This window comes from Prauserella oleivorans (assembly GCF_042685745.1).
In the GTDB taxonomy this organism is placed as follows: domain Bacteria; phylum Actinomycetota; class Actinomycetes; order Mycobacteriales; family Pseudonocardiaceae; genus Prauserella_A; species Prauserella_A oleivorans.
The window spans coordinates 1,827,268-1,849,496 of record NZ_JBHUNT010000001.1 but is presented as its reverse complement, the minus strand read 5'-3'; the positions used below and the strand labels follow the sequence as shown (position 1 = coordinate 1,849,496).

The 22,229-nt window shown below is 69.5% G+C and carries 16 protein-coding genes and 1 pseudogene; 5 read left to right on the top strand and 12 right to left on the bottom strand.

The genetic code is table 11. The annotated features are described in order from the left end of the window. Positions 1-11: 11 nt before the first annotated feature. Positions 12-1,082: a BtrH N-terminal domain-containing protein gene (locus ACFSZT_RS09120; RefSeq protein ID WP_110341408.1), complete on the bottom strand. Its 1,071-nt coding sequence runs from the start codon at positions 1,080-1,082 to the stop codon at positions 12-14. Then, positions 1,079-2,674 (bottom strand): MFS transporter, encoded by a 1,596-nt coding sequence (locus tag ACFSZT_RS09115; RefSeq protein WP_110341594.1) that lies wholly within the window; start codon positions 2,672-2,674, stop codon positions 1,079-1,081. Before ACFSZT_RS09115 ends, ACFSZT_RS09120 begins: the two co-directional genes overlap by 4 nt. 121 nt (positions 2,675-2,795) lie before the next feature. On the opposite strand from ACFSZT_RS09115, the gene ACFSZT_RS09110 reads away from it, so the two are divergent. Then, on the top strand, positions 2,796-3,443 hold the full coding sequence (locus ACFSZT_RS09110) for a TetR/AcrR family transcriptional regulator (RefSeq protein WP_110341410.1): 648 nt from the start codon (positions 2,796-2,798) through the stop codon (positions 3,441-3,443). A gap of 355 nt (positions 3,444-3,798) precedes the next feature. On the opposite strand, the gene ACFSZT_RS09105 is transcribed toward ACFSZT_RS09110, so the two are convergent. The 9 genes and pseudogenes from ACFSZT_RS09105 to ACFSZT_RS09065 all read right to left on the bottom strand — a co-directional run bounded on the left by ACFSZT_RS09105 (position 3,799) and on the right by ACFSZT_RS09065 (position 14,452). Beyond that, positions 3,799-4,566, bottom strand: coding sequence for an enoyl-CoA hydratase/isomerase family protein (locus ACFSZT_RS09105; protein WP_110341412.1), 768 nt, complete (start codon positions 4,564-4,566; stop codon positions 3,799-3,801). Between the two features lie 51 nt (positions 4,567-4,617). Continuing rightward, the gene (locus tag ACFSZT_RS09100; protein WP_110341414.1) at positions 4,618-5,346 is read right to left on the bottom strand and encodes a PaaI family thioesterase; all 729 of its coding nucleotides are present in this window, start codon (positions 5,344-5,346) and stop codon (positions 4,618-4,620) included. A gap of 41 nt (positions 5,347-5,387) precedes the next feature. Continuing rightward, the gene (locus ACFSZT_RS09095) at positions 5,388-6,185 is read right to left on the bottom strand and encodes a class I adenylate-forming enzyme family protein (protein ID WP_377388610.1); all 798 of its coding nucleotides are present in this window, start codon (positions 6,183-6,185) and stop codon (positions 5,388-5,390) included. A 100-nt stretch (positions 6,186-6,285) separates the two neighbouring features. Further along, positions 6,286-7,056: pseudogene (locus tag ACFSZT_RS09090) on the bottom strand (AMP-binding protein); the annotation flags it as partial. 13 nt (positions 7,057-7,069) lie between these two features. Next, on the bottom strand, positions 7,070-8,851 hold the full coding sequence (locus ACFSZT_RS09085; protein ID WP_377388608.1) for an acyclic terpene utilization AtuA family protein: 1,782 nt from the start codon (positions 8,849-8,851) through the stop codon (positions 7,070-7,072). Beyond that, positions 8,848-9,660: a TIGR03084 family metal-binding protein gene (locus ACFSZT_RS09080; RefSeq protein WP_009156885.1), complete on the bottom strand. Its 813-nt coding sequence runs from the start codon at positions 9,658-9,660 to the stop codon at positions 8,848-8,850. Before ACFSZT_RS09080 ends, ACFSZT_RS09085 begins: the two co-directional genes overlap by 4 nt. Beyond that, a complete protein-coding gene (locus tag ACFSZT_RS09075; RefSeq protein WP_377388606.1) occupies positions 9,660-11,666 on the bottom strand; it encodes an acetyl/propionyl/methylcrotonyl-CoA carboxylase subunit alpha in 2,007 nt (668 codons plus the stop codon). The genes ACFSZT_RS09080 and ACFSZT_RS09075 overlap by 1 nt, the downstream gene beginning before the upstream one ends. Next, the gene (locus ACFSZT_RS09070) at positions 11,666-13,264 is read right to left on the bottom strand and encodes an acyl-CoA carboxylase subunit beta (RefSeq protein WP_377388604.1); all 1,599 of its coding nucleotides are present in this window, start codon (positions 13,262-13,264) and stop codon (positions 11,666-11,668) included. Before ACFSZT_RS09070 ends, ACFSZT_RS09075 begins: the two co-directional genes overlap by 1 nt. A 33-nt stretch (positions 13,265-13,297) precedes the next feature. Beyond that, positions 13,298-14,452 carry an acyl-CoA dehydrogenase family protein gene (locus ACFSZT_RS09065; protein ID WP_110341423.1) on the bottom strand — a complete coding sequence of 385 codons (1,155 nt, stop codon included), beginning with the start codon at positions 14,450-14,452 and terminating at the stop codon, positions 13,298-13,300. A gap of 695 nt (positions 14,453-15,147) precedes the next feature. Here ACFSZT_RS09065 and ACFSZT_RS09060 point away from each other — a divergent pair. From ACFSZT_RS09060 to ACFSZT_RS09050, 3 genes are read left to right on the top strand one after another with little or no spacing between them, the layout of a single operon-like run. Then, positions 15,148-16,245: a thiolase family protein gene (locus tag ACFSZT_RS09060; RefSeq protein WP_198285911.1), complete on the top strand. Its 1,098-nt coding sequence runs from the start codon at positions 15,148-15,150 to the stop codon at positions 16,243-16,245. Continuing rightward, positions 16,242-16,652 (top strand): Zn-ribbon domain-containing OB-fold protein, encoded by a 411-nt coding sequence (locus ACFSZT_RS09055; RefSeq protein WP_009156890.1) that lies wholly within the window; start codon positions 16,242-16,244, stop codon positions 16,650-16,652. The genes ACFSZT_RS09060 and ACFSZT_RS09055 overlap by 4 nt, the downstream gene beginning before the upstream one ends. Beyond that, complete coding sequence (locus ACFSZT_RS09050) at positions 16,649-17,647, top strand: FAS1-like dehydratase domain-containing protein (RefSeq protein WP_009156891.1); 999 nt, start codon at positions 16,649-16,651, stop codon at positions 17,645-17,647. Before ACFSZT_RS09055 ends, ACFSZT_RS09050 begins: the two co-directional genes overlap by 4 nt. A 464-nt stretch (positions 17,648-18,111) precedes the next feature. Here the strand turns inward: ACFSZT_RS09050 and ACFSZT_RS09045 are convergent, their stop codons facing one another. Continuing rightward, positions 18,112-18,702, bottom strand: coding sequence for a TetR/AcrR family transcriptional regulator (locus ACFSZT_RS09045; RefSeq protein ID WP_009156892.1), 591 nt, complete (start codon positions 18,700-18,702; stop codon positions 18,112-18,114). Positions 18,703-20,495: 1,793 nt separating this feature from the next. On the opposite strand from ACFSZT_RS09045, the gene ACFSZT_RS09040 reads away from it, so the two are divergent. Next, on the top strand, positions 20,496-22,097 hold the full coding sequence (locus ACFSZT_RS09040) for an AMP-binding protein (protein ID WP_377388600.1): 1,602 nt from the start codon (positions 20,496-20,498) through the stop codon (positions 22,095-22,097). Positions 22,098-22,229: the final 132 nt, after the last annotated feature.

Below are 22,229 nucleotides of genomic sequence, written 5' to 3'. Positions count from 1 at the left end.
TCTCCGGGGCGTCAAGAGCTGAGTTCGCGGGCGAGGAGGTCGAGCAGATCGGCGCCTTGCTGTTCGAGTTCGGGGAGATGTTCCGCGGTGTCGGCGAGCGCGGTGACGCGGGTGGTGGTGGAGATGTCGGCGGTGGCGATGCGGGCGAGGCCGTGCCAGAGCTGGGTGAGCTGGGCGTAGAGGTCGGCGGCTTGTCCTGCTATGGGCAGGCCGGCGCGCTGGTTGAGGTAGTGCAGGTAGTCGGCTTGCAGCCGGCGGAACAGGCTGCCGCCGGTGCCGGCCTTGTCGATGAACGCGGCCAGCGCGGTGAGCACGGTATCCAGTTGCGTGGGGGTGAACACGTCGGGCCAGCGCCGCAGGTCGTCGACGAAGACGCTGATGCCGTCCAGGCCGGCGCCATGCACGAGGTCGGCCACCCCGTCGAGTTGACCGGCAGGCAGCAGTGACTGGGCATTTCGCAGAGCTCGAGCGGCAGCGTGGCAGGCGTCGGCGGCGGTGTCGGCCAGGGGCGGCAGCTGGGTGGGGTAGCGCAGCCGGTAGGTGGTGTGCCGGGTGGGTACGGGGAATCCGGTGGAGCTGCGGGCGCGGGCCAGCGCGTCGTAGGGGACGGGTTGGGGGTCGGCGCGGTCGTTGTCGACGACGGTAGCGGTACGGGTGTGGTCGTCGTAGCCGGTGATCACGATGTCGTGGCGGCTCATGCTCAGCCGCACCCGCAGATACGGGAGATGGGCGATGTCGGCCCAGCACAGCACCGGATACCCGTGGTCGAGTTCCTCGCGGACCCAGGCCCAGCCTTCGTCGGGATCATCGGTGGCATGCTGGGTGGCGGTGATCCCGAGACGGCGGGTGAACCCACCGGTGAGGTCGGGGCCCCGACCCACGAGGTAGATCGGCGGGCTCATGGCGGGATGGCGCAGGTAGCTGAACCCGAGTTCGCCGCCGAGCCCGAACACGGTGCCTTCATCCAGTGGCGTCTCGTCGTAGGACAGCCGGGCCCACTGCATCAGGTCGCGCAGCGCTCCTGACCCGCAATGCCCGGCCAGCTGGTGCGGGTAGTCGCTGATAACGCGTCGTCCGGTCACGAAGTACTCCTGTCCTGTTCGGCGACAAATGCAGAGTCGGTAGCGTCACTGCCGCAGGTTTCCGCAGGCTGCGACGGCCCGTCCACGCGGTGGCGTCCGGGAGCCCACGCCGTGAGCGCCACGGCCGTGACCGCGGTGAGCACGGCAAGGGCGCTGAGGGTGTCGTGGAACCCGTCGACGAAGGCGCGCCGCGCCGCGGCGGCAAGATCAGGTCCGGCGGGCGTGTCGCCGGCCAGCCGCAGCGCGGCGGCCAGCGAATCACTGGCCTGGGCGCGAGTTGCGGCGGGGAGGTGGGTGATCTGCGGGGCGAGATGGGTGCGGTAGCTGCTGGCGAGCAGGCTGCCGGCCAGCGCGATCCCCACCGCGGCACCGAGTTCCCGGGTGACGTCGTTGACCGCGGAGGCCACGCCCTGTTTGGCGCGGGGAACCCCGCGCACGATGGCGGCGGTGGCCGGTGTCGCGCAGATGCCCAGACCGAGCCCGAACACACCGAGGAACACCACCAGCCGCGGATAGTCCTCGTCCACCCCCAGCCCGCCGATCCCGACCAGCGCACCAGCCACCAGCGCCAGGCCGGCGCCGGTCATCACCCGCAACCCCACCCGCTCGCTCACCCACGGTGCGAGCACCGCGGCCACGACCAGCGGAACGGCCACCGGCGCCAACGCCAGCCCCGCCCGCAGCGGCGAGTAGCCCCACACCAGCTGCAGATGCTGCATCAGCAGGAAGAACACCCCGAACGCGGCCAGGAACTGCACCACCAGCGACACCGCGCCAGCACCGAACCCGCGGTCGCCGAACAACCCGACCTGCAGCAACGGTGCCGCCCGTCGTCGTTCGACGAGCACGAACCCGGCCCCCGCCAGCACCCCACCACCGAGCGAGGCGACCACCAGCGCACTGTCCCAGCCGTGATCGGGAGCCTCGATCACCCCGAACACCACCAACCCCACCGCCGCCGCCGACAGCACCGCCCCCGGCACATCCAGCCCGGGCGCCGCGGGCTCACGCGACGACGGCACGAACCAGCCACCCACCACCAGCAGCAGCGCCAACACCGCTGTGGCCACGAACACCGCCTGCCACGACCAGACCGCCAACAACGCGCCGGCCCCGAGAATGCCCAGCACCGCACCCGCCCCGGCAAAACCCGCCCACACTCCCACCGCACGCGCGGCCTGCCGGGCAGGGAACTCCGCGGTCAGCAGGGACAACGTCGCCGGCATCACCAGCGCCGCCCCCAACCCCGCGACCGCCCGGCACACAATCACCCCTGTCGGCGTGTCCATCACCAGCGGCAGCGCCGAACCCACCGCGAACACGACCAGTCCAGCCAATAGCACACCGCGCCGCCCGAGACGGTCCCCCACCGCGCCCGCCGGCAACAGAACGCCCGCCAACACCAACGTGTAGGCATCCACAATCCACGTCGCCTGCGTCTGACTCGCCCCGATATCCGCAGCCAGCTCCGGCAACGCCGTGGTCAGCGACGCCACCCCGGCCATCACCAACGCCACGGCCAGACACGACACCGCCAGCGTCCAGCCACGGCGCGCCCCGCCCGCTTCCCCGGCCGACTCCGCCACACGCATCACCCGCAAGACTCGAACATTTGTGAACCGACAGTATCGGACCTAGACTGACGGTTTCACAAGTCCGGCTGTCGTTAGGCTTGCTCGCGCCCGCGCCGCCCTCCGGATACGCAGGAGATCGATGTCCACCGCCGCCCCCACACCCAGCACCCCGGACGAAGACCCGCGGCTGGCACGCTCCCGCGCACGGCTGCTCGACGCCGCCACCCACCTACTGGCCGAAGGCGGCATCGACGCGGTCACCATCGACGCGGTCACCCGCACCGCCGGCATCGCCCGCGCCACCCTCTACCGCCACTTCGGCACCGGCACCGAACTGCTCGCCGCCGCCTTCGAACGCCTGCTGCCCCCCGTCGCACCCGCACCCGCCCACGGCCCCCTACGCGAACGGCTGCTCACGCTGCTGACCAACCAAGCCCACCTCATTGACCACGCCCCCCTGCAACTGACCGTGCTGTCCTGGCTCGGCATGAGCATCGCACCAACACCCTCGACCCCCACCCAGAGCGACCGGCCACACCTGCACACCCTGCGCCGCCGCATCATCGAGCAATACCGCCAACCCTTCGACGCCGTCCTCACCAGCGACGCCGCCCACAACACACTCCGCCCCGGCACCGACACCACCACCGCCCTCGCCCAACTCATCGGCCCCCTCATCTTCAACCGCCTCGTCACCGGCACCCCCAACGACGAACAGTTCTGCGCACACCTTGTCGACAACTTCCTCACCAGCCACACGCCGCCAACCCACACGGGCGACCGCTGACGACCCGCCACCACTGAGCACAGGCTCAGCTGAGGCGCACCCCCGCCCTCGCTCTGACACCGACAACGGTTGGAGTGCCCCCACAGCCTCAGCACGCCCTCCCCCGTGCCGTGGATCGCACCGGCCTGAGCGCGCGGCCGGCGAGCCGGGCACGCTTCGATCAAGGCTCTGGTGTGGCCCGCGCGCTTGAGCACACCGTCCGGGTGGCCCCACAGCGGGAAGACAAGGACAGGCCGTGGCCGCAATCCGGTGTGGGGCCGCCCGCCCCGCTAGTTGACGACGCACGCTGTCCGACCTACCCGGTGTGGGTCGGATCCCGTGGTGCCAGTCGCCGGGTCTGCGCGGGCGCAATCGGCTACCTGCCGCGCCACACCGGCTTGCGCTTCTCGCGGAAGGCGCGCGGTCCCTCTTGCGCGTCCTCACTCAGGTAGACGGGCTCCCATATCCGGTCAGCCTCGTCCAGCGCGTCGTGCCACCCGCGGTCGGCGGCCGCGTACACCATCGCCTTCGCGGCGAGCACGGACAGCGGCGCGTTCGCCGCGATGCGTTTCGCCAGGCGCTGCGTCGCCTTCCGGAGCTCCCCGGCCGGGACCACCTCGTTGACCAGACCGATCTGGTGGGCCCGCGCGGCATCGATGGGCTCCCCGGTCAGCAGGATCTGCAGTGCCACGCGCGGCGGAATGAGCCACGGCAGCGGCGCGGCCCACGGAGCACCCCGGCCCACCTTGACCTCCGTGACCGCGAACCGGGCGTGCTCGGCGGCCACGACCAGGTCGCACATCTGGGCAAGCAGGAAACCACCGGCGTAGGCCACCCCGTTGACCGCCGCGATGGTGGGCTTGTCGACCTTGACGTTGCGGCCGAGGTGCGGAACGAAGTCCGCTGGCGGCACAGTCAACTCCGTGTCGGCCATCTCCTTGAGGTCTCCCCCGGCGCAGAAAGCAGCGTCACCGGCGCCGGTGAGCACCAGCACCTTCGCGTCGCGATCGGCGTTGAAGGCGTCGAACGCCTCGAACAGCGCGGACCGAACCTTCGAATTGAGCGCGTTGCGCGCCTCCGGCCGGTTGATCGTCACCCAGGCCACCTCGTCGACGAGCTCATAGGCGAGCGCCCGCGTTGTCATCTCCGTTCACCCTCCTAGTTCGGGAAACCGACGGTCACGGTCCGGACGCGCTCAGGCGTGGGCATCGCTGGTCCGACCTGTCCGCTCACTCAGCCACTGGTGGAAGCGGGCGTAGTGACGTTCCGGATCGCGCTCGACGAAACGACCCCGCGCGGTCGCGAGGACCATGTTCGGCCCAGGCAGGAGCAGCTCCGCGGCAATGGTCCACCATCCGCGCTCGTCTCGGTTCTCCGACCACGCTCGGATGTCGAGGTCGTGCTCGATGGGGACCGGGCGGCGAAACGACACCTGCATGTCCGCCGTGACCGCGAGCACGGAGGCGGACCACGGCACCACACCGCACACCTCGTCGAAGGCCGCCATGACCGACCCGCCATGCGCGACGCCACCGGCACCCTCATGCTCGGCGCCCAGCCGAAACCGCCCGACCACGCTACCGTCGTCCCGCGTTTCGACCGCCTCGATTCCCAGTCGGCAGCGCCCCGCCTGCCGACAACCAGCGCACAGTGACGCCGAACCGCCGCCCACCGCGGGAAAGCCACTCAGCGGCCCCGTGGGAATGCCCGATCCCGAACGCTGCCCATCTTCCCTTTCACCGGTCATTCGCTCGTTCCCCTGCACGCCCGTTTCGACTCCGAACAAGCAAGACGTTATCAGCCATTTACAACCCGCCGGCTCGGCATCGCCAACATCACACGCCGTTGGCTCGCCAACCTCGTTGCGCCGGCGGGAGTCGCCCTTCTGCCACGCGCCGCGGCGCGCCGCGATGATGTGTGCCATACCTCTAGGTTAATGTCAACTCACTAGTACCCGCCGGTAGGTCATCCGTGGTACAGGGTCTGGTGCTCGGCCCGGATCTTGTACTTGAGCACCTTGCCGCCGACGGTTTCGGGCAACGCGTCGGTGACCACGATTCGTTTGGGTGTTTCGAACCCGGCCAGACGGGAGCGGCAGAACTCGGTGACCTCCTCCTCGGTGACCGTCTGGCCGTCGGTGGGCACCACGAACGCGGTCACCGCCTCACCCCACCGCTCGTGGGGCAGGCCGACTACTGCGGCCTTGGCCACCGCGGGGTGTTGGTGCAGTACCGACTCGACGCGCAGGCTGGAGACGTTCTCCCCGCCGGTCTTGACGATGTCCTTGTACCGGTCGAGCATGACGCGCAGGCCGTCGGCGTCGTCGCGGCAACTGTCCCCGGAGTGGAACCAGCCGTCCTGGAACGCTTCCTTGGTCGCCGCCTCGTTGCGGTAGTAGCCGGCGGTCACTACGGGCGAGCGGTAGACCACCTCGCCGGGCGTACCTGGCTTGTCCGTCAAGTCGTGGCCCTGTTCGTCTACGATCTTCGCGGCCAGCAGCGGGCTGGGGAGTCCGACGTAGTTCTGTTCGGGCGCGGTCCGCAGGAAGGTGTCCCGCCACTGGTCCACCCAGAAGCGGTGACACGCGATCGCCTCCGTCTGCCCCAGGATCTCCATGGGCTGCAGTTCCTCGCCGCACAGCCGCTTGAGCTGGGCCACAGTGCCCGGCGGCAGCGCGGCCCAGCCGTAGACCAGCACGCGCAGCGATCGAGCGTCGTAGCGGACCGGGTCGGTCGACAGCGCGTCGACCAGTGCGTTGACCATCGCGGGCGAGCCAGCCCACAGAGCTGTGACGGACTCGGCGGGTGATCGCTTCGGCGATCTGCTGGGCGTCGGGACGCCGGCCGAGCACCATTGTCCCACCGGTCAGGAACGTCGAGAGCATCAGTTGGTCGCCGATGTGGTAGACGATGGGCAGGAACGTGCCCAGTACCAGGTCGGACTCGAATCGCAGGCCGCGGCTGAACGGTAACGCGAAGCTGTACGCGGCGAGGTAGCTGTAGTGGTGTGACAGCATCACGCCCTTGGGCATGGACGTGGTGCCCGAGGTGGACAGGATCTGCCAGATGTCGTCACCGTGGATCGCGACGTCGGGCTCGTCGGCCGGCGCGCCGTCGAGGAAGGAGGTCCAGCTCAGCACACCCTCGGGCACGTTCCCGCCGATCGGGAGAACGATCGGGGTCAGCCCGGCGGCGGTGACGGGGCCCTCGGCGACCGGCCAGAACTCGGCATCGACGAAGGCGAACCGGGCCTCGACGTGCTCGATGAGGTAACTGACGACGTCTGGTGCGAGCGACGGGTTGACCGGCGCGCACACCAGGCCCGCCTTGGCGATGCCCAGCTTGGTGACCAGCGCCTCGACCGAGTTCTCGCAGAACAGCGACACCCGCTCGCCCGCGTGCAGGCCCTGCGCGGCGAGCGCGTTCGCCACCCGGTTGGCCAGCTCGTCGACATCGCGGTAGGTCAGCCTGCGGTGCTCGGGATAGGCGTAGGCTCCGTCGCGGCCCACCACCGCCGCCTTGTCGGGGCGGCTCCAGATCAGCCGCTCGCACAGATCGCCGACGCTGACCCGGTTCCAGCGTTGGGTTTCGTGGCGGCCGCGAAGACTGGTCACGTCGATGGGACCTGACAACATGGTCATCCTCCTGTCAGCACGGCGGTGCGTCCTCCTCGAGTACGGTGATGGGGATCGGCACGTGGCGGGAGCGCAGGTACTCGCCGAGCCCCTTCGCCTGTGGGTCGGGCCGTACCGAGGCGGCCACGCCCTCGCCGAGCAGGCCGACCAGCACGAAGTTCAGCGCCCGCAGGTTCGGCAGCTCGTGGCGGTGGATGGTCAGCGGCGAAGCCTCGGGGATCAGGGTCCGCAGCCGGTCGACGGTGAGGTAGTCGCGTAGCCAGGCGTACGCGGTGTCGGTGCGGACCCATACGCCGACGTTGGCGTTGCCGCCCTTGTCACCTGACCGCGCCGCGCAGACCCGCCCCAGTGGGACTGTCCGGGTCGGTGCCCGCACTGCCACCGTGGCTGGATGGGGTGGGGGGACGGGCTGGCCGGTGGCTGGGGCGTGCTCGGCGCGGCCGATCGTTCTGGTCGTGCCGTCGGGGAGCACGACCCGTTGTTCGATCAGGTCGGCGGGGATCAAGGCGGGCCAGTAGACGCCGTAGGCGCTCTCGGCGGTGGGTGGGGTCGTGGTGTGCAGCCCGGCGGGCCCGGCGAGGATGACCTCCATGACCGCGCCGGAGAAGGCCCGCCCGACCTTGCGTGCGTCCGGGTCCTTGACGGTGATCCGCAGGTGGGCGGTGGCCTGCTCGTTGGTCGGGGCATCGTCGGTGTCGAACCGCATCAGGCGCACGTCGGTCTCGGCGAAGGTGTCCTTGCCGCCGAGGATGTCGAACAGCAGTCCTTCGGTCCAGGCGGCCTTGTCCTCGATGTCGAGGCCGGTCAGGACGAATGTCATGGTGTTGCGGTAGCCGCCGACGTAGTTCATGGCGACCTTCGCCGTGTCCGGTGGCGCGCTGCCTCGCACGTCGGACACGCGGACCCGGTCGGGCTGCTGTTGGGTCAGGGTGATGGTGTCGAAGTGTGCCACCACGTCGGGGTTGGGGTAGGCGGGTTCGGCAATCTCGTATAGCAGCTGGGCGGTGACCGTGCCCACCGACACCATGCCTCCGGTATTCGGATGCTTGGTGATGACGCTGGACCCGTCGGCGGCGATTTCGGCGATGGGGAAGCCGGGATAGCGGCGGTCGGTCACCTCGTGCGGCCAGGAGTAGTTGCCGCCGGTCGCCTGGGGGCCGCACTCGATGATGTGCCCGGCGACGACCGCGCCAGCCAGGGCATCGTAGTCGGTCCGGGCCCAGCCGTGCCACCACGCGGCCGGGCCGGTGACCAGGGAGGCGTCGGTGACCCGGGGGCACACGACGATGTCGGCGCCAGCGGCCAGGGCTTCGGTGATACCCCAGCCGCCCAGGTAGGCGTTGGCCGTGACGGGTTTGACGCCGGCGTCGGCGAGGGGCTTGCCGGTGTCCAGGTGCGCCAGCGAGTGCCCCTGGTCGAGGAGGTCGTCGATCCTGTTCGTGAGGTCGTCGCCCTCGATATAGGCGATCCGCGGTGACAGTCCGAGGCGCTCGGCCAGCTCGGTGAGCCGCTCGGCGAGGCCGGCCGGGTTCAATCCGCCCGCGTTGGTCACTACCCGGATCCCGCGGTCGAGGCAGGTGCCCAGCACCTGCTCCATCTGCGTGACAAACGTCTGGGCATACCCGGCGCCGGGATCCTTCTGCTTGGCCTTCCACAGGATCAACATGGTGAGCTCGGCCAGGTAGTCGCCGGTGAGCACGTCGACCGGGCCGCCGTCGACCATCTCCCTGGCCGCGGCGACGCGGTCGCCGTAGAAGCCGGAACAGTTGCCAATCCGCACCGGACGGGAAGTCATCGGACCGTCTTCTCCTTCCTGGCGAACTCACCTGGCGCACGCCCCGGTCCCGGTGGGCCGGCGAAGGCCTGGGCGACGGACATCCACTCGGCCGCCACCGGCCCGCTGATCTTCAGGACGGTGTCGGCGACGTGCCGCCGTTGGGTCACGACGAGGCAGAAGTCCAACGCCGGCCCGGACACGGTGTCCCGCGCTCGCGGCGGTCCCCACGTCCAGGTCGCGCCGTCCGGGCCGGTCAGCTCGACGCGGACCGGGTCGGCGGGGACCGGCTTGCCGTGCAGGCCGAACACGAACCCGAAGGTGCGCACCCCGAGGTGCGCGACGTGCCGCAACCGCGCGGTCGGGGCGCGCTCGACGCCGAGGGTGTCGGCGATGTCCTGGCCGTGCGCCCACGTCTCCATCAGCCGGGCGATGATCGAGGACGCGAGGCTCATCTCCGGCCCGTACCACGGCACCCGCAGCTTCGGGTCCAGTCCGGACGCCGTGTCGACCAGGCGCCGGCGCGCGTCGCGGAACCAGGTCAGCAGCTCCGCCGGCGGCAGCCCCCGATGCCGCTGGGCGACCTCGTCGGCGAACGCCGGGTTTCGCGACACCTGCTTGGCCTCCACCGCGCGGAAGCGGTCGGGATCGACTGCGGCCCGAGTGGCCGCCTCGTCGAAGTAGGCCAGATGGCTGACCTGGTCGCGGATCGCCCACCCGGGCGCTGGGGTCGGCGCGTCCCAGGTGGCGGGGCTCAGCCCGGTCAGCATGTCCTCGACCACTCGGGTTTCGGTCTGGAGGTCGGCGAGCAACTCGGCGAAGGCGACCATCAGTCCATCCGTTCCTCGACGACCGCGAGCACCGAGCCCGTGTCGACGGCCTGTCCCATCGCGACGTTCACCGAGGCGACCGTGCCGTCATGGGGGGCCGCCACCGTGTGCTCCATCTTCATGGCCTCCAGCACGAGGATCGGGGTGCCGGCCGTGACCTCCTGCCCGAGCTTGGCCGCCACGCGTACGACCGTCCCCGGCATCGGCGCGAGCAGCGACCCCGGTTCCCGGACCGCGGTGGGGTCGGGGAACCGGGCCTTCTCGGTGAGCCGGGTGCTGCCCAGCGCGCTGTCGACGTAGGCTTCGTCGCCGTAGCGGCTCACCGACATCGCGCACCGAGTACCGCCGACGGCGATGTCCACTCCGTCCGGCGCCAGCGTGAAGGCGTGGACGGCACCCAGCGCCTGCCCGGCCACGCTCCCGGTCACCTCACCGCCCCGAATCCGGTACGTCACGTCGATGTCCTCGCCGTCGGCGACGAAGGCCGCCCGCTGCGGGCCGTTGTCCACGTTGCGCCAGCCGGACGGGACGGTGGCCAGCGCCCGTGCCCTCGCCCTGCGCTCGGCCTGTCCGGCCAGCGCCGCCGCGAGCGCATGCGTCGACACTGCCTGCGGGTCACGCGCGGAGCGCTCCAACTCGGCTGGGTCGTGCCTGCGCAGGTAGCCAGTGTCGATCGCGCCCGAGCGGAACTCGTCCTCGCGCAGGATGCCGACGAGCAGGTCCCGATTGGTGACGACACCGTGCAGTCTGCTGTCCGCGAGGGTCCGGGCCAGTGTCCGGATCGCTTCGTCTCGGGTGCGGCCGTGCGCGATCACTTTCGCCAGCATGGGGTCGTAGTGCGGGCTCACCACGGAACCGTCCGCCACGCCCGCGTCGACCCGGACACCGGGCAGGCGGGGAATGTCGAAGCGGTGCAGCGTGCCGGTGGCGGGTAGGAAACCGGCGGCGGTGTCCTCGGCGTACAGCCGGGCCTCCACGGCGTGTCCGGAGATGGTCGCCTCCAGCGCCTCCTGCGGCAACGGCGCGCCCTCAGCGACAAGGAGCTGCAGCCGCACCAGGTCCAGTCCGGTCACCAGCTCGGTCACCGGATGCTCCACCTGCAGCCGGGTGTTGACCTCGAGGAAGTAGAACTGGCCGCTGGAATCGAGGACGAACTCGACGGTGCCGGCGCCGACGTAGCCGATCGCCTTGCCGGCGGCGACGGCGGCCTGGCCCAGTTCGGCGCGCAGCCGATCGTCGACCGCGGGGGACGGCGCCTCCTCGAGGATCTTCTGGTAGCGCCGCTGGATGGAGCATTCGCGCTCGAACAGGCCCACCACGGTGCCGTGCCGGTCGCCGAAGATCTGCACCTCGACGTGGCGGGGAGAGTCGACGTAGCGTTCGAGGAACACGGTCGCGTTGCCGAACGCCGAGGCGGCCTCGCGCCTGGCGGAGGTGACCGCGTCGGCCAGCCCGGCTTTGGCCTCGACCACCCGCATGCCGCGGCCGCCACCGCCGTAAGCGGCCTTGACCAGGACGGGGAACCCGATCTCGGCGGCCACCTGAGCCTCGAGCGAGCGCGGGTCGACCTCCTCGTCGTCGATCACGATTCCGGGCAGCACCGGCACACCCGCGTGGGCCATGAGTTCCTTGGCCGCGGTCTTCGAGCCCATCGCCTCGATCGCGGCCGGCGGCGGCCCGACGAACACCAGTCCCGCGTCCTCGCACGCTCTGGCGAACCCCGCGTTCTCCGACAGGAAGCCATAGCCGGGATGAACGGCGTCCGCCCCGGTCCGCCGGGCCGCGTCCAGCAGCAGGTCGGCACGCAGATACGTGTCGGCCGGCGCCACGCCCGGCAGATGCACGGACTGATCGGCCTCCGCGACGAAGGGGGCGTGCGCGTCCGCGTCGGAGAACACCGCCACCGTGCCGATGTCGAGCTCACGGGCCGTGCGCATCACCCGGGAGGCGATCTCACCCCGGTTGGCCACCAGCAGCTTGTTGATCCTGGACACCATCGACTCCATCACATCCGGAACACGCCGAAACCGCGCCGTCCCGCCACCTCCTGGGAATGCGCCGCGGACAACGCGATACCCAGCACCGTGCGGGTCTGCCGCGGGTCGATCACCCCGTCGTCGTAGAGCCGGGCGGACATGAAGAAGGCATGCGACTCGCGCTCGATCTGCGCCTCGATGGCGCGCCGCTGCTTCTCGTCGGCCTCGACGTCGAACGGCTTGCCCGCGGCTTCGGCGGCCTGACGGCCCACGATCGAGAGCACGCCCGCCAGTTGCTGCGGCCCCATCACCGCGCACTTGGCGTTGATCCAGCTGAAGACAAACCGGGGATCGTAGGCACGGCCCGACATGCCGTAGTTGCCCGCTCCGAACGACGCCCCGATGTTAATCGTGATGTGCGGGACCGTACTGTTGGTCACCGCGTTGATCATCTTGGCGCCGTCCTTGATGATCCCCCCCTGCTCGTACCGGGTGCCGACCATGTAGCCAGTGGTGTTCTGCAGGAAGATCAACGGAGTGCTGGACTGGTTCGCCAGCAGGATGAACTCGCTGGCCTTCTCGGACTCCTCGGAGAACAGCACGCCGCGCGCGTTGGCCAGGACCCCGACCGGATAACCGTGGATCGAGGCCCACCCGGTGACCAGGCTGGTGCCATAGCGCGCCTTGTACTCCCCGAACCGGGAACCATCCACAACCCTGGCCAGGACCTCCCGAGGGTCGAACGGCACCCGGAAGTCGGCCGAGGCGACACCAAGCAGCTCCTCCGGGTCGTAGCGCGGCTCATCAGGCAGCTCCGTCGGCGGCGGCCCCAGCTTGCGCCAGTTGGTCTCGGCCACTATCTGCCTGCCGATCCGGATACAGTCCAGCTCGTCCACGGCGAAATGATCCGCCAGCCCGGACACCCGCGCGTGCATGTCCGCCCCACCGAGCTCCTCGTCGTCGGCCTCCTCCCCGGTGGCCATCTTCACCAGCGGCGGCCCACCGAGAAACACCTTCGCCTGGCGATCGACCAGCACAGCATAGTCACACATGCCCGGCACGTACGCCCCACCGGCGGTGGAGTTGCCGAACACCAGCGCGACGGTCGGCACCCCCATCGCGGACAGCTCGGTGAGGTCGTGGAAGATCTTGCCTGCGGGGACGAACAGCTCGGCCTGCGTCGGCAGGTCGGCACCCCCGGACTCGACCAGATTGATCACCGGCAACCGGTTGCGGCGCGCGATCTCCAGCGCTCGGAGCGTCTTGCGCAGCGAGTACGGGTTCATCGCCCCGCCGCGCACCGTCGGGTCGTGGGCGATGATCATACATTCGACGTCCGAGACGACGCCGACGCCGGTGACCACGCTGGCGCCCACCAGGAAGTCGGTGCCCCACGCGGCCAGCGGCGACAACTCGAGAAACGGCGCGTCGCGGTCAACCAGTAGCTCGATCCGCTCCCGCACCGGCAACCGTCCCCGCTTGCGATGCCGCTCGAGGTACTTCGGGCCGCCTCCCGCACGAACGATCTCCAGCTGCTCGTCGAGTTCGGCCAGCGCGGCGAGATTGGCCTTCCGGTTGAGCAGGTAGGTCTCGCTGGCCGTGTCGAGCGTTGATTTCAGCACCGGCATGCTTCTTCCCGCTTTCGATCGCGTCCGCGCCGGTCAGTACGACTTCGGCAGGCCCAGACCGTGCTGGGCCACGTAGTTGAGGATCATCTCCCGGCTGATCGGCGCGGTCCGCATCAACCGCAACGGCCCCCACAACGTGGCCAGCCCGTACTCGGTGGACATCCCGTTGCCGCCGTGGGTCTGAATCGCCTGGTCCAGCGCCGTCAATCCGGCCTCAGCGGCGGCGTACTTCGCCATGTTCGCCGCCTCACCAGACGCGGGGTCGCCCTCGTCGTGCAACCAGGCGGCCTGCCGGGTCATCAGCCGAGCCAGCTCGACCTGGATCTTGGCGTTCGCCAGCGGGTGGGCAACGCCCTGGTGCGACCCGATCGGCACCCCCCACACATTCCGCTCGCGGGCGTACTCGGACGCCTTGGTCAGGCCATAGCGCGCGATCCCGTTCGCCAGCGCCGCACCCATGATCCGCTCCGGGTTCAGCCCCATGAACACCTGCTTGAGGCCTTCCCCCTCAACGCCGATCAGGTTCTCCGCAGGCACCCGCACATCGTCGAAGAACAACGTGAACTGCGTCTCCGGCGCGGTGACCTCCACCGGGATCGCGGTTCGCTCCAGCCCCGGCGCGTCGGTCGGCACGATCAGCAGACTGAGCCTGCCACGTCCGGACGCGTCGGTACCCGTGCGGGTCACCACCAGGACGGCCTCCGCCTCGTCCACCCCCGAGATGTAGTACTTGGTTCCGCGCAGCACGTAGTCGCCGCCGTCCCGGGTCGCCGCTGTAGAAATGTTGTGTGAATTCGACCCGGCGTCCGGCTCGGTGATCGCGAACGCCATGATCGTCTCACCGCTGGCGATGCCGGGCAGCCACCGCTTGCGCTGCTCGTCCGTGCCATGCGCCTGAATGATCGTGCCGCAGATCGCCGGCGAGACCACCATCATCAACAGCGGACAGCCCGCAGCGGCGAGTTCCTCGCTCACCAGTTGCAGCTCGTAGACGCCACCCCCGCCGCCGCCATGGGCCTCATCGATGTTCACCCCGAGAAAGCCCTGCCGTCCCACGGCCTGCCAGAGTTCGGTGCTCTTCTGGCCCGACTTCGCCCGCTCCACGAAGTACTCGTGGCCGAACGAGGCGGCGAGCTTGGACACCGCCTCGCGAAGTGCGCGCTGCTCGTCGGTCTCCCGAAAGTCCACCTTGGCTCTCCTCCACTCCGATGCCCTTCGCCGCACGAAGCACCTCTTCAGCGCTCCCGCAAGTCGAATCGCACCGACAACCTGTCGGCGGACTCACCCACCGTCCGGACGCTTGACCAAATCTCGTGGCACCTCATGACGTTCCGGCCACACCCGGCGGCTGTGACACATCCGCCGAGTGTGCGCCATCACCTCTGAGCCTTCCCACGCTCCGTTAATCATGGTTAACATACTTGGAGAGAGGCGCCAACCACAACCCCCGCCGGCACGCGTGCCGCGCGCCGGTGGCAGTGGGCTGAGATGTCTAACACCAGCCGGGATCCCCGAACGCGCCGGTTGACAGGGATTGACAGAAGGAGAGGCGTGCGCGTCGAACAGCGAGAACCAATCACCAGACGAAGGGAACCCCGTCCCCAGGCGCCCCCTGGTGCCACTGTGGACGAATCCGAACCCAAGGACCGGCCAAGGAGCCGGGCGCGAAGGGCCAATCCTGACCGCCACCGTGACCCGGACACGGGCACTCCGAGTTCTCTTGTTGTTGACGATCCAAGGTGGTCCTGGCGATCACTGGGTCCTGGCCGAACCGGTGACATGCGAGGCGCACCATGAGGTCACCAGCACTGTCCGGCAGCCCCGCTATCGCGGCGGTCGAAGAGCTTCCGCCCGGGCGCTATCCTGACTACGACGGAGCGGCGATGCAGGAACTCGTCCTGCGCCACTTCGTGACCAACTCCGGGATCGGGCCGAACGCCGTGGACGGGCTGCTGGTCTGCCCTGCCGGCATGGCGGGCGGACAGGGCGCCGACGTCTTCAACCACGAGCGGATCAACGACGCGCTGGGCATCCGACCGCGGTTCTGCGAAACGATCAACGTGGGCGGCGCCACCTACACCGTCATGCTCACCCGCGCGGCGACGGCCATCAGGGCGGGGCTGGCGGACGCAGTGTTGTGCGTGGGCGCGGGCAAGTTCCCCAAGGTCGGCGCCGGCGGTGCCGACCTGATGGCCCGCATGATCAGCCACCCGGACTTCGAGTACCCCTACGGCAGCTTCATCCCCGCCCTCTACGCCCTGGCCGCCACCCGGCACATGGCTGAGCGGGGCACCCCGCGGGAAGCGCTGGCCGCGGTCGCGGTCACCAGCCGGGAGTGGGCGCTGCGCCACCCTGACGCGCTGATGCGACCGGCGGGCCCGCTGACCATCGAGCAGGTTCTCGACTCACGGCCGATCGCCTCGCCGTTTCACCTCCTGGACTGCTCGGTGCCGTGCGAAGGGGGCGCGGCGTTCCTGGTGATGCGCGGCGAGCTGGCACGTGAGCTCACCCAGCAGCCCGCCTACCTACTCGGCTTCGGGGAGCACCACGACCACGGCAACATCAGCCACGCCAGCGACTTCGCCACCATGGGCGCGGGCGTCTCGGCCCGCACCGCGTTCGCCATGGCTGGCCTCGCCCCGTCGGACGTGGACATCGCCCAGCTCTACGACGCCTTCAGCATCAACCCGATCCTGCTGTTGGAGGAGACCGGCCTCGCCGAGCCCGGCAAGGGTGGCCACTTCTACCTGAACGGTGCGGCCGCGCCGGACGGGGTCCTTCCGGTCAACACCTACGGCGGACTGCTGTCCTTCGGACACACTGGAGACGCCTCCGGTATGTCGATGCTGATCGAGGGCGCCCGCCAGGTGATGGGCCAGGCGGGAGACCGGCAGGTCGAGGCGGACATCGCCCTGGTCCACACCTACGGCGGAATGATGGCCGACCACTCCACCGTGCTCCTGGGAAGGACCGCACGATGACCACCACCGCACCCGTTCCCACCCTGTACGAGGACACCGCACCCTACTGGCGTGCGGCCGTCGAGGGCCGGTTCGCACTACCTCGGTGCCGCGCGTGCCGCAGGTTCCACCACCACCCGCGAGCATGGTGTCCCTACTGCTGGTGCACCGACCTCGAATGGGCGGAGCCCTCCGGCCGCGGCATCGTGCTGACCTACACGACCGTGCACCAGCCACCGTCCCCCGCGTTCACCGCACCCTACGTGCTGGCCGTGATCGAACTGGCGGAAGGACCTCGGATGATGGCCAACGTCGTCGACTGCGCCCCGGACACGGTCCGCGTTGGCACCCCGGTCCAGGTCACGTTCGAACCACGCGGAGACGTCGCGATCCCGCAGTTCCGGCCGCGGGAGGAGACACCCTCATGACCGTCAACTACGCCGACGCGCTCAACTACGTGGTCACCGGGTCGCACGCCGAAGCGCAGGCCTGGATCGGCCACGAGGTCACCACCGAGGCGCCGTTTCCGGTCAACGAAGCGCAGATCGCGTACTTCTGCGCCCTCGTCGAGGACGCCGACGAGAACCACTGGGACGCCGACGCCGCGGGGAGGCGGTACGGGGCGCTGATCTCGCCGCCCGGAATGCTCATGGTCTGGGCGTTCCCGCTGCCGTGGAACCCGTGGGGCAGACCGGAGCACGCGCCGATCCTCGCCCTCGACGTGCCGCTGCCCGGCACCACGCTGATCAACGTCTCCACCGACACCCGGTTCCTCGCCCCGATGCGAGTCGGCGACCGGCTCACCTTCAGCGAGCGCGTGGAGTCCGTCTCCGCGGAGAAGCACACCGCGCTGGGCGTGGGCCACTTTGTCACCACACGGTCCGCATGCCGGAACCAGGAAGGCACGCTGGTCGCCACCAACGACAACGTGCTCTTCCGCTACCGCGCCTCCGACGCCAAGCCGCCCACGCGGCAGGCTGCCCCGGCCGCGGCTGACCCGGCGGACGCGGTCGAGGTTCTCCCCGAGGTGCGGATGCCGGTGACAGTCACCCGGTGCGTGCTCGACGCCGCGGCCACCCGCGACTTCTTCCGCGGCCACCACGACCAGGCCTACGCGCGAGAACAGGGCGCCCGCGACGTCTACCTCAACACCATGTTTCTCCACGGCTTCGTCGACCGCGTCGGCAAGGCCTGGGCGGGCCCGGACGCCTGGCTAGCGCGCAGGCGGCTGCAGATGATCGCGCCGGTCTGCGCCGGCGACACCCTGCGCACCGACGGCCGCGTGCTCTCCATCGACGACACAGCGCAGCCCCGCCAGGCGACGCTAGCGATCGACTGCCACACCGAGCACGGCCTGGCCGCCCGATCCACCCTCGTCTTCAACCTCGACCAGCTACCCGGTCACGTCACGACCAGCCGATGACACACCTCGTCTCCGACTCCCTGCTTGCCGCTACCGCGCCAACGGTCGCGGTAGTCTCAAACCGCGTGACGCGACCTGCTCGCCCGTCCGGGAACCACGCACCAGCCAAGTCACTTCTAGGCGTGGCCCCATGGCGGTGACCCCACCATCGGCGTTGGCCCGGTCCAGGTCCGCGGAAACCTCCCGCTGCCAGGCCAACGCCACCGACGCGACCGCACTGCGTTCGACCGTCAACACCAACTTCACGGAATCAAGCGTCCAGCCGCATCGAGTCCGGAGTGGACATCTCCGCGTACGTCGTCGAATTCGCCACCGGAGGCCCAGCGCCGGTTCCCAGCCGAGGGCGACACCGACCGACATGGCCACCGCACGACCCGCGGCCGCGCCACGCACTGGCCACGGCGAACCGGACCCATGGTTTGGTTGTGCTGGAGGCTTGCCGCAGGACCTCCTGTGTCCGGGGGTCAGCCGCCGTTGAGCACCGAGCGGGCGCATTCGGCGAGCAGTTCGCGCAGCCTCGGTTCGGGGAGACCGACGCGGTGGAACAGCGTCGACTGGATAGCACCGATGGCCGCGTGCACGATGGTGCGGGCCTCGGTATCGGTGAGTTCCGGGCGCAGCTCCATCAGGACGTGTACCCACTCTTCGAGGTAGAGCCGCTGCTTGCGGCGTAGCCGGCGGCGGTCTTCCTCGGGAAGATTATGGATCTCGTTGTGGTAGACCTGGGCCAGTTCCCGATCGCGCACCACGAATTCGACCTGGCCGGCAATCAACTTGTCCAGGGTTTCCCGAAGGTCGGCGGTGCCAGCTACGATGCCCTGCTCTTCACGCACCAGCCCGTCGATCACCCGGTCGAACAGCGCCACCAGCACGGCAGACTTGCTGTCGAAGTGCCGGTAGATGCCGGCGCCGGTGATGCCGGCCACGGCGCCGATGTCGGCCATGGACACGGCGTGGTAGCCGTGGCGGGCTACCAGGTCGGCGGCGGCGGCGAGGATGCGTTCCTTGCGCGCGGGATCACGGGTCCGCAGTGGTGCCTCGGCCTCGCTGCTCACTTGGAGCCCCTTCCTTCATCCCGTTGCTTGGCCGCCGTCGCGATGGGAACTTGTTCCCGCCACGCGGCCAGACAGGAGAATGCGACAGCGCGCATCCCAGGCGGGGGTGCGGCACCCATCAGCGCCCCGCTCCTCTTGAAGCGGGCTTGGCCGCGACGGCCACGAGTTCTTCCTGGGCGTCCCGGCAGCGATGCCTCGGGCTTCCCAGCTCTGCCTCGCCGTGGCGCAGGCGTCCCAGCGGGGACTCGGCCATCAGACGCATAGTTCCTCCTGGCGGCCAGCACGGACGGCGGTGCGTTCGCGAGGATGCGCTCGGCCGGTCGTTGCACCGCTCTCCGCGAGTCGGGGTGACGGCGCTACCGCGTTCAGCAGTCCAACCTGGTATGCCCGGCCAGCGTCAATTGGGTCGCAGATGAGCAGAAGCCGCATGGCTATGCGCGGCGAAACAAGGCGGGGCAGCGGCACGACCCACGGTTTGTACCCCTGACCACCTTGACCCCGGTGACCGCGAACCGTGCGGTGTCGGCGGCCACGCACAGGTCGCAGCACTGCGCGAGCACGAACCCACCAGGGTTCGCGACGACGTTGCCCGGCGGCGATCGTCGGCGTGGCCACCTCGATGTCGCCGCCGTACTGGGACACGAAGTCAAGTGGTAGCACGGTAAGCGCGGTATCGGCCAGTTCCTTCCGGCTGCTACCGGCGCGGACTGCCCGGCCGCCCACGCCGGCCAGCACCAGCACGTTCGCATCACCGTCGAACCTGTACACGCCCGCACACGGCCAACCGCGCCCTGCCTCGTTCAACACGATGCGGGGTTTCCGGCGGTTGATGGTCAACCAAGCCACTGGCCCACTTTGTGGGTAGCTCACCTCGATCGCCGATGCCCCATCACTGTGTCGATCGTGTGACGGGTCGCGGAGCGGGCGGCGAGGTCGCGGAGGATTCATGCCGGCGTGCAGGCGGACCGACACGCCCGCGTTGTCGGACTCCGCCGGGTCGACCGCAGGCCGTCCCGGTACGGATACGCGGCGACGGGCGACTGCCCTGGGACCGGACGTCAGATCCAGCGGCGTCTCATGCCTCGCCCGTGCCAGCGGCCGACCTCGACGGTGAGGCCGATCGGCGGCCGCGGCGACATCGTGGGTGCGGGGGCGCCCGGTCGTGTACCGCCGACGCCTCTCGCTCGAGGCATCCGCCCCTCTCGGCGTCGGCATGTCCCTCTCGCCTCCACATCCGTTTGCTGAGCGTCGCTCGCGATTCACTAGCTTGAACAACGGTGCGAAGCACTCCGTGCGCGCGGCCCGGCCATCTCGGCCAGGCCTGCCTCGATGCGACCAGCTTCACAACGCGGCACTCGAACAGTAGGATCCTAGTAATTCAGCTTTAACTATGTCAGCCCGGTTATCAACGGCGAAACGAGGGCAACGATGGGTAACGTGGACCTCGACCTGGACGTCACGGTCGGGCAGCACCACCCGCCCGCCGCGCACCGACGGGAACCCGTCACCGCCGGCGGCCTCGTCGTGCGCGCGACCTGGAGCCTCCCACACGACCAGCCGTCCGTCGACGGTCCTGGCGCTCACACGCACCCTGGGCCCGGGCGGCTGAACCACCGGCGAGCCGACGACCTCGGCACGCGTGTGGTGAACAGTTCGTGGGCACGCGACGAGCGGCCACGATGCCGCGGGCCTCACCCAACGAACGATTCACAACTGGCGGACGTCAGTCGCCACCTCGGCCAAGCCATCCGGTCCGCCGCGTCGCGGAGCGTGTCGAGAAGGAGAGCCAATCGATGACCGAGCAAGATCTCCAGCGGAATCTGGTGACCCGGGTGAATGTCGGCGACATGCTCACCCGCACCGCCTGGCGGCGCCCCGACCACGAGGCGGTCGTGGACGGGCCACGACGGCTGTCCTATCGCGAGTTCAACGCGGCGGTGAACCGGCTGGCGAACGCGCTGCTGCGGAACGGATACCGGCGCGGCGAGGTGCTGGCCCTGGTCAGCGGAAACAGCACGGAGTTCCTGCTGACCTACTACGCGTGCGCCAAGACCGGTGTCGTCTGTGTGCCGGTCAATCTTGCTTGGGGCCCACGGGAGACCGCCTACGTGCTCGATCACTCCCGGTCCCGGGGCGTCGTCGTGGAAAGCCAGCTTGCCGGCCTGGTGTCGGCCGCGCTGGACCAGCTCGACGACAGCGCCGTGACCGACGTGGTCGTTGCCCACGGCACCGGTGCGGCGTGGGAAGCCTCGGGCTCGGCGTCCTGGCGCGAGTTCGACGACTTCGTTGGCGCGGAAGGCGACGCGGAGCCGGAGTGTTTCGTCGAGGATCGCGACCCGGTCAGCTACCTCTACACCAGCGGTACCACCTCGGCCCCCAAGGGTGTGGTGAGCAGCCACCTCGCGGTCTATCTCGAATCACTGAACGCCCCGCTGGTTCTGGGCATCAGCGAACGGGAGCGCGCCGGGGTGATGATGCCGCTGTTCCACACCGCGCAACTCAACGGCTTCACCACCGGCCTGTTCTACATGGGGGGAACCGCGGTACTGCTGCGCACCTTCGATCCGGCGGCGTTGCTGGCCACCATCGAGTCCGAACGCCTCACCGAAATCTTCGCGCTGCCCATGATGTACCGGGCGATGATGGACCACGACGACATCGACAAACGCGATCTCTCCAGCCTGCGCTTGGCGATCTACGCCATGGCAGCGATGCCCGACACCGACCTTCGCCGGGCGATCGAGGTGTTCGGATGTGAGTTCGCCCTCGGCTTCGGCCAGACCGAGATGAACCCGATCACCACGGTCTTTCCCCCCGAATACCAGCTGTCCCACGCCGGTTCGGTCGGACTACCGGTTCCCAACGTGCAGGTCGGCATCATGGACGACGACGGCCACCTGCTCCCCCAGGGCGAAACGGGCGAGATCGTCTACCGTGGCCCACACGCCATGGAGGGCTACCTGCGCAACCCCGAAGCCACGGCCGCGGCGTTCGCCCACGGTTGGTTCCACTCCGGCGACGTCGGCCGGTTCGACGCGGACGGACTGCTGTGGTTCGCCGACCGCAAGAAGGACGTCATCAAAACCGGCGGGGAGAACGTCGCCTCCATCGAGGTGGAGAAGGCACTCTACGAGGCCGAACCCCGCATCCAGGAGGTCGTCGCGGTCGGACTGCCGCACGAACGGTGGTCGGAGGCGATCACGGCGGTCGTGACCCGCAAGCCAGGCAGTGATCTAAGCGAGGAGGACGTGCTCGCCGCCGCCCGCAGTCGACTGCCCGGGTTCAAGGTGCCCAAGGCCGTCGTGTTCGTGGACGAGATGCCCCGCACCGCCACCGGAAAGATCCAGAAGAACGTCCTGCGCGATCAGTACCGGGACCACTTCCGCAACGACTAGTGCGGGGTCGTGTTCGACGTGACCGAGACAGCAAGCCCGCGCCCAACCGGCAGCGGTCTCCGCCCGGCCGGTGACCATGCTCGATCCAGACCTTCGGCGGCGACGAGTCGGTCCCCGAGTGTGGCGTTCCGA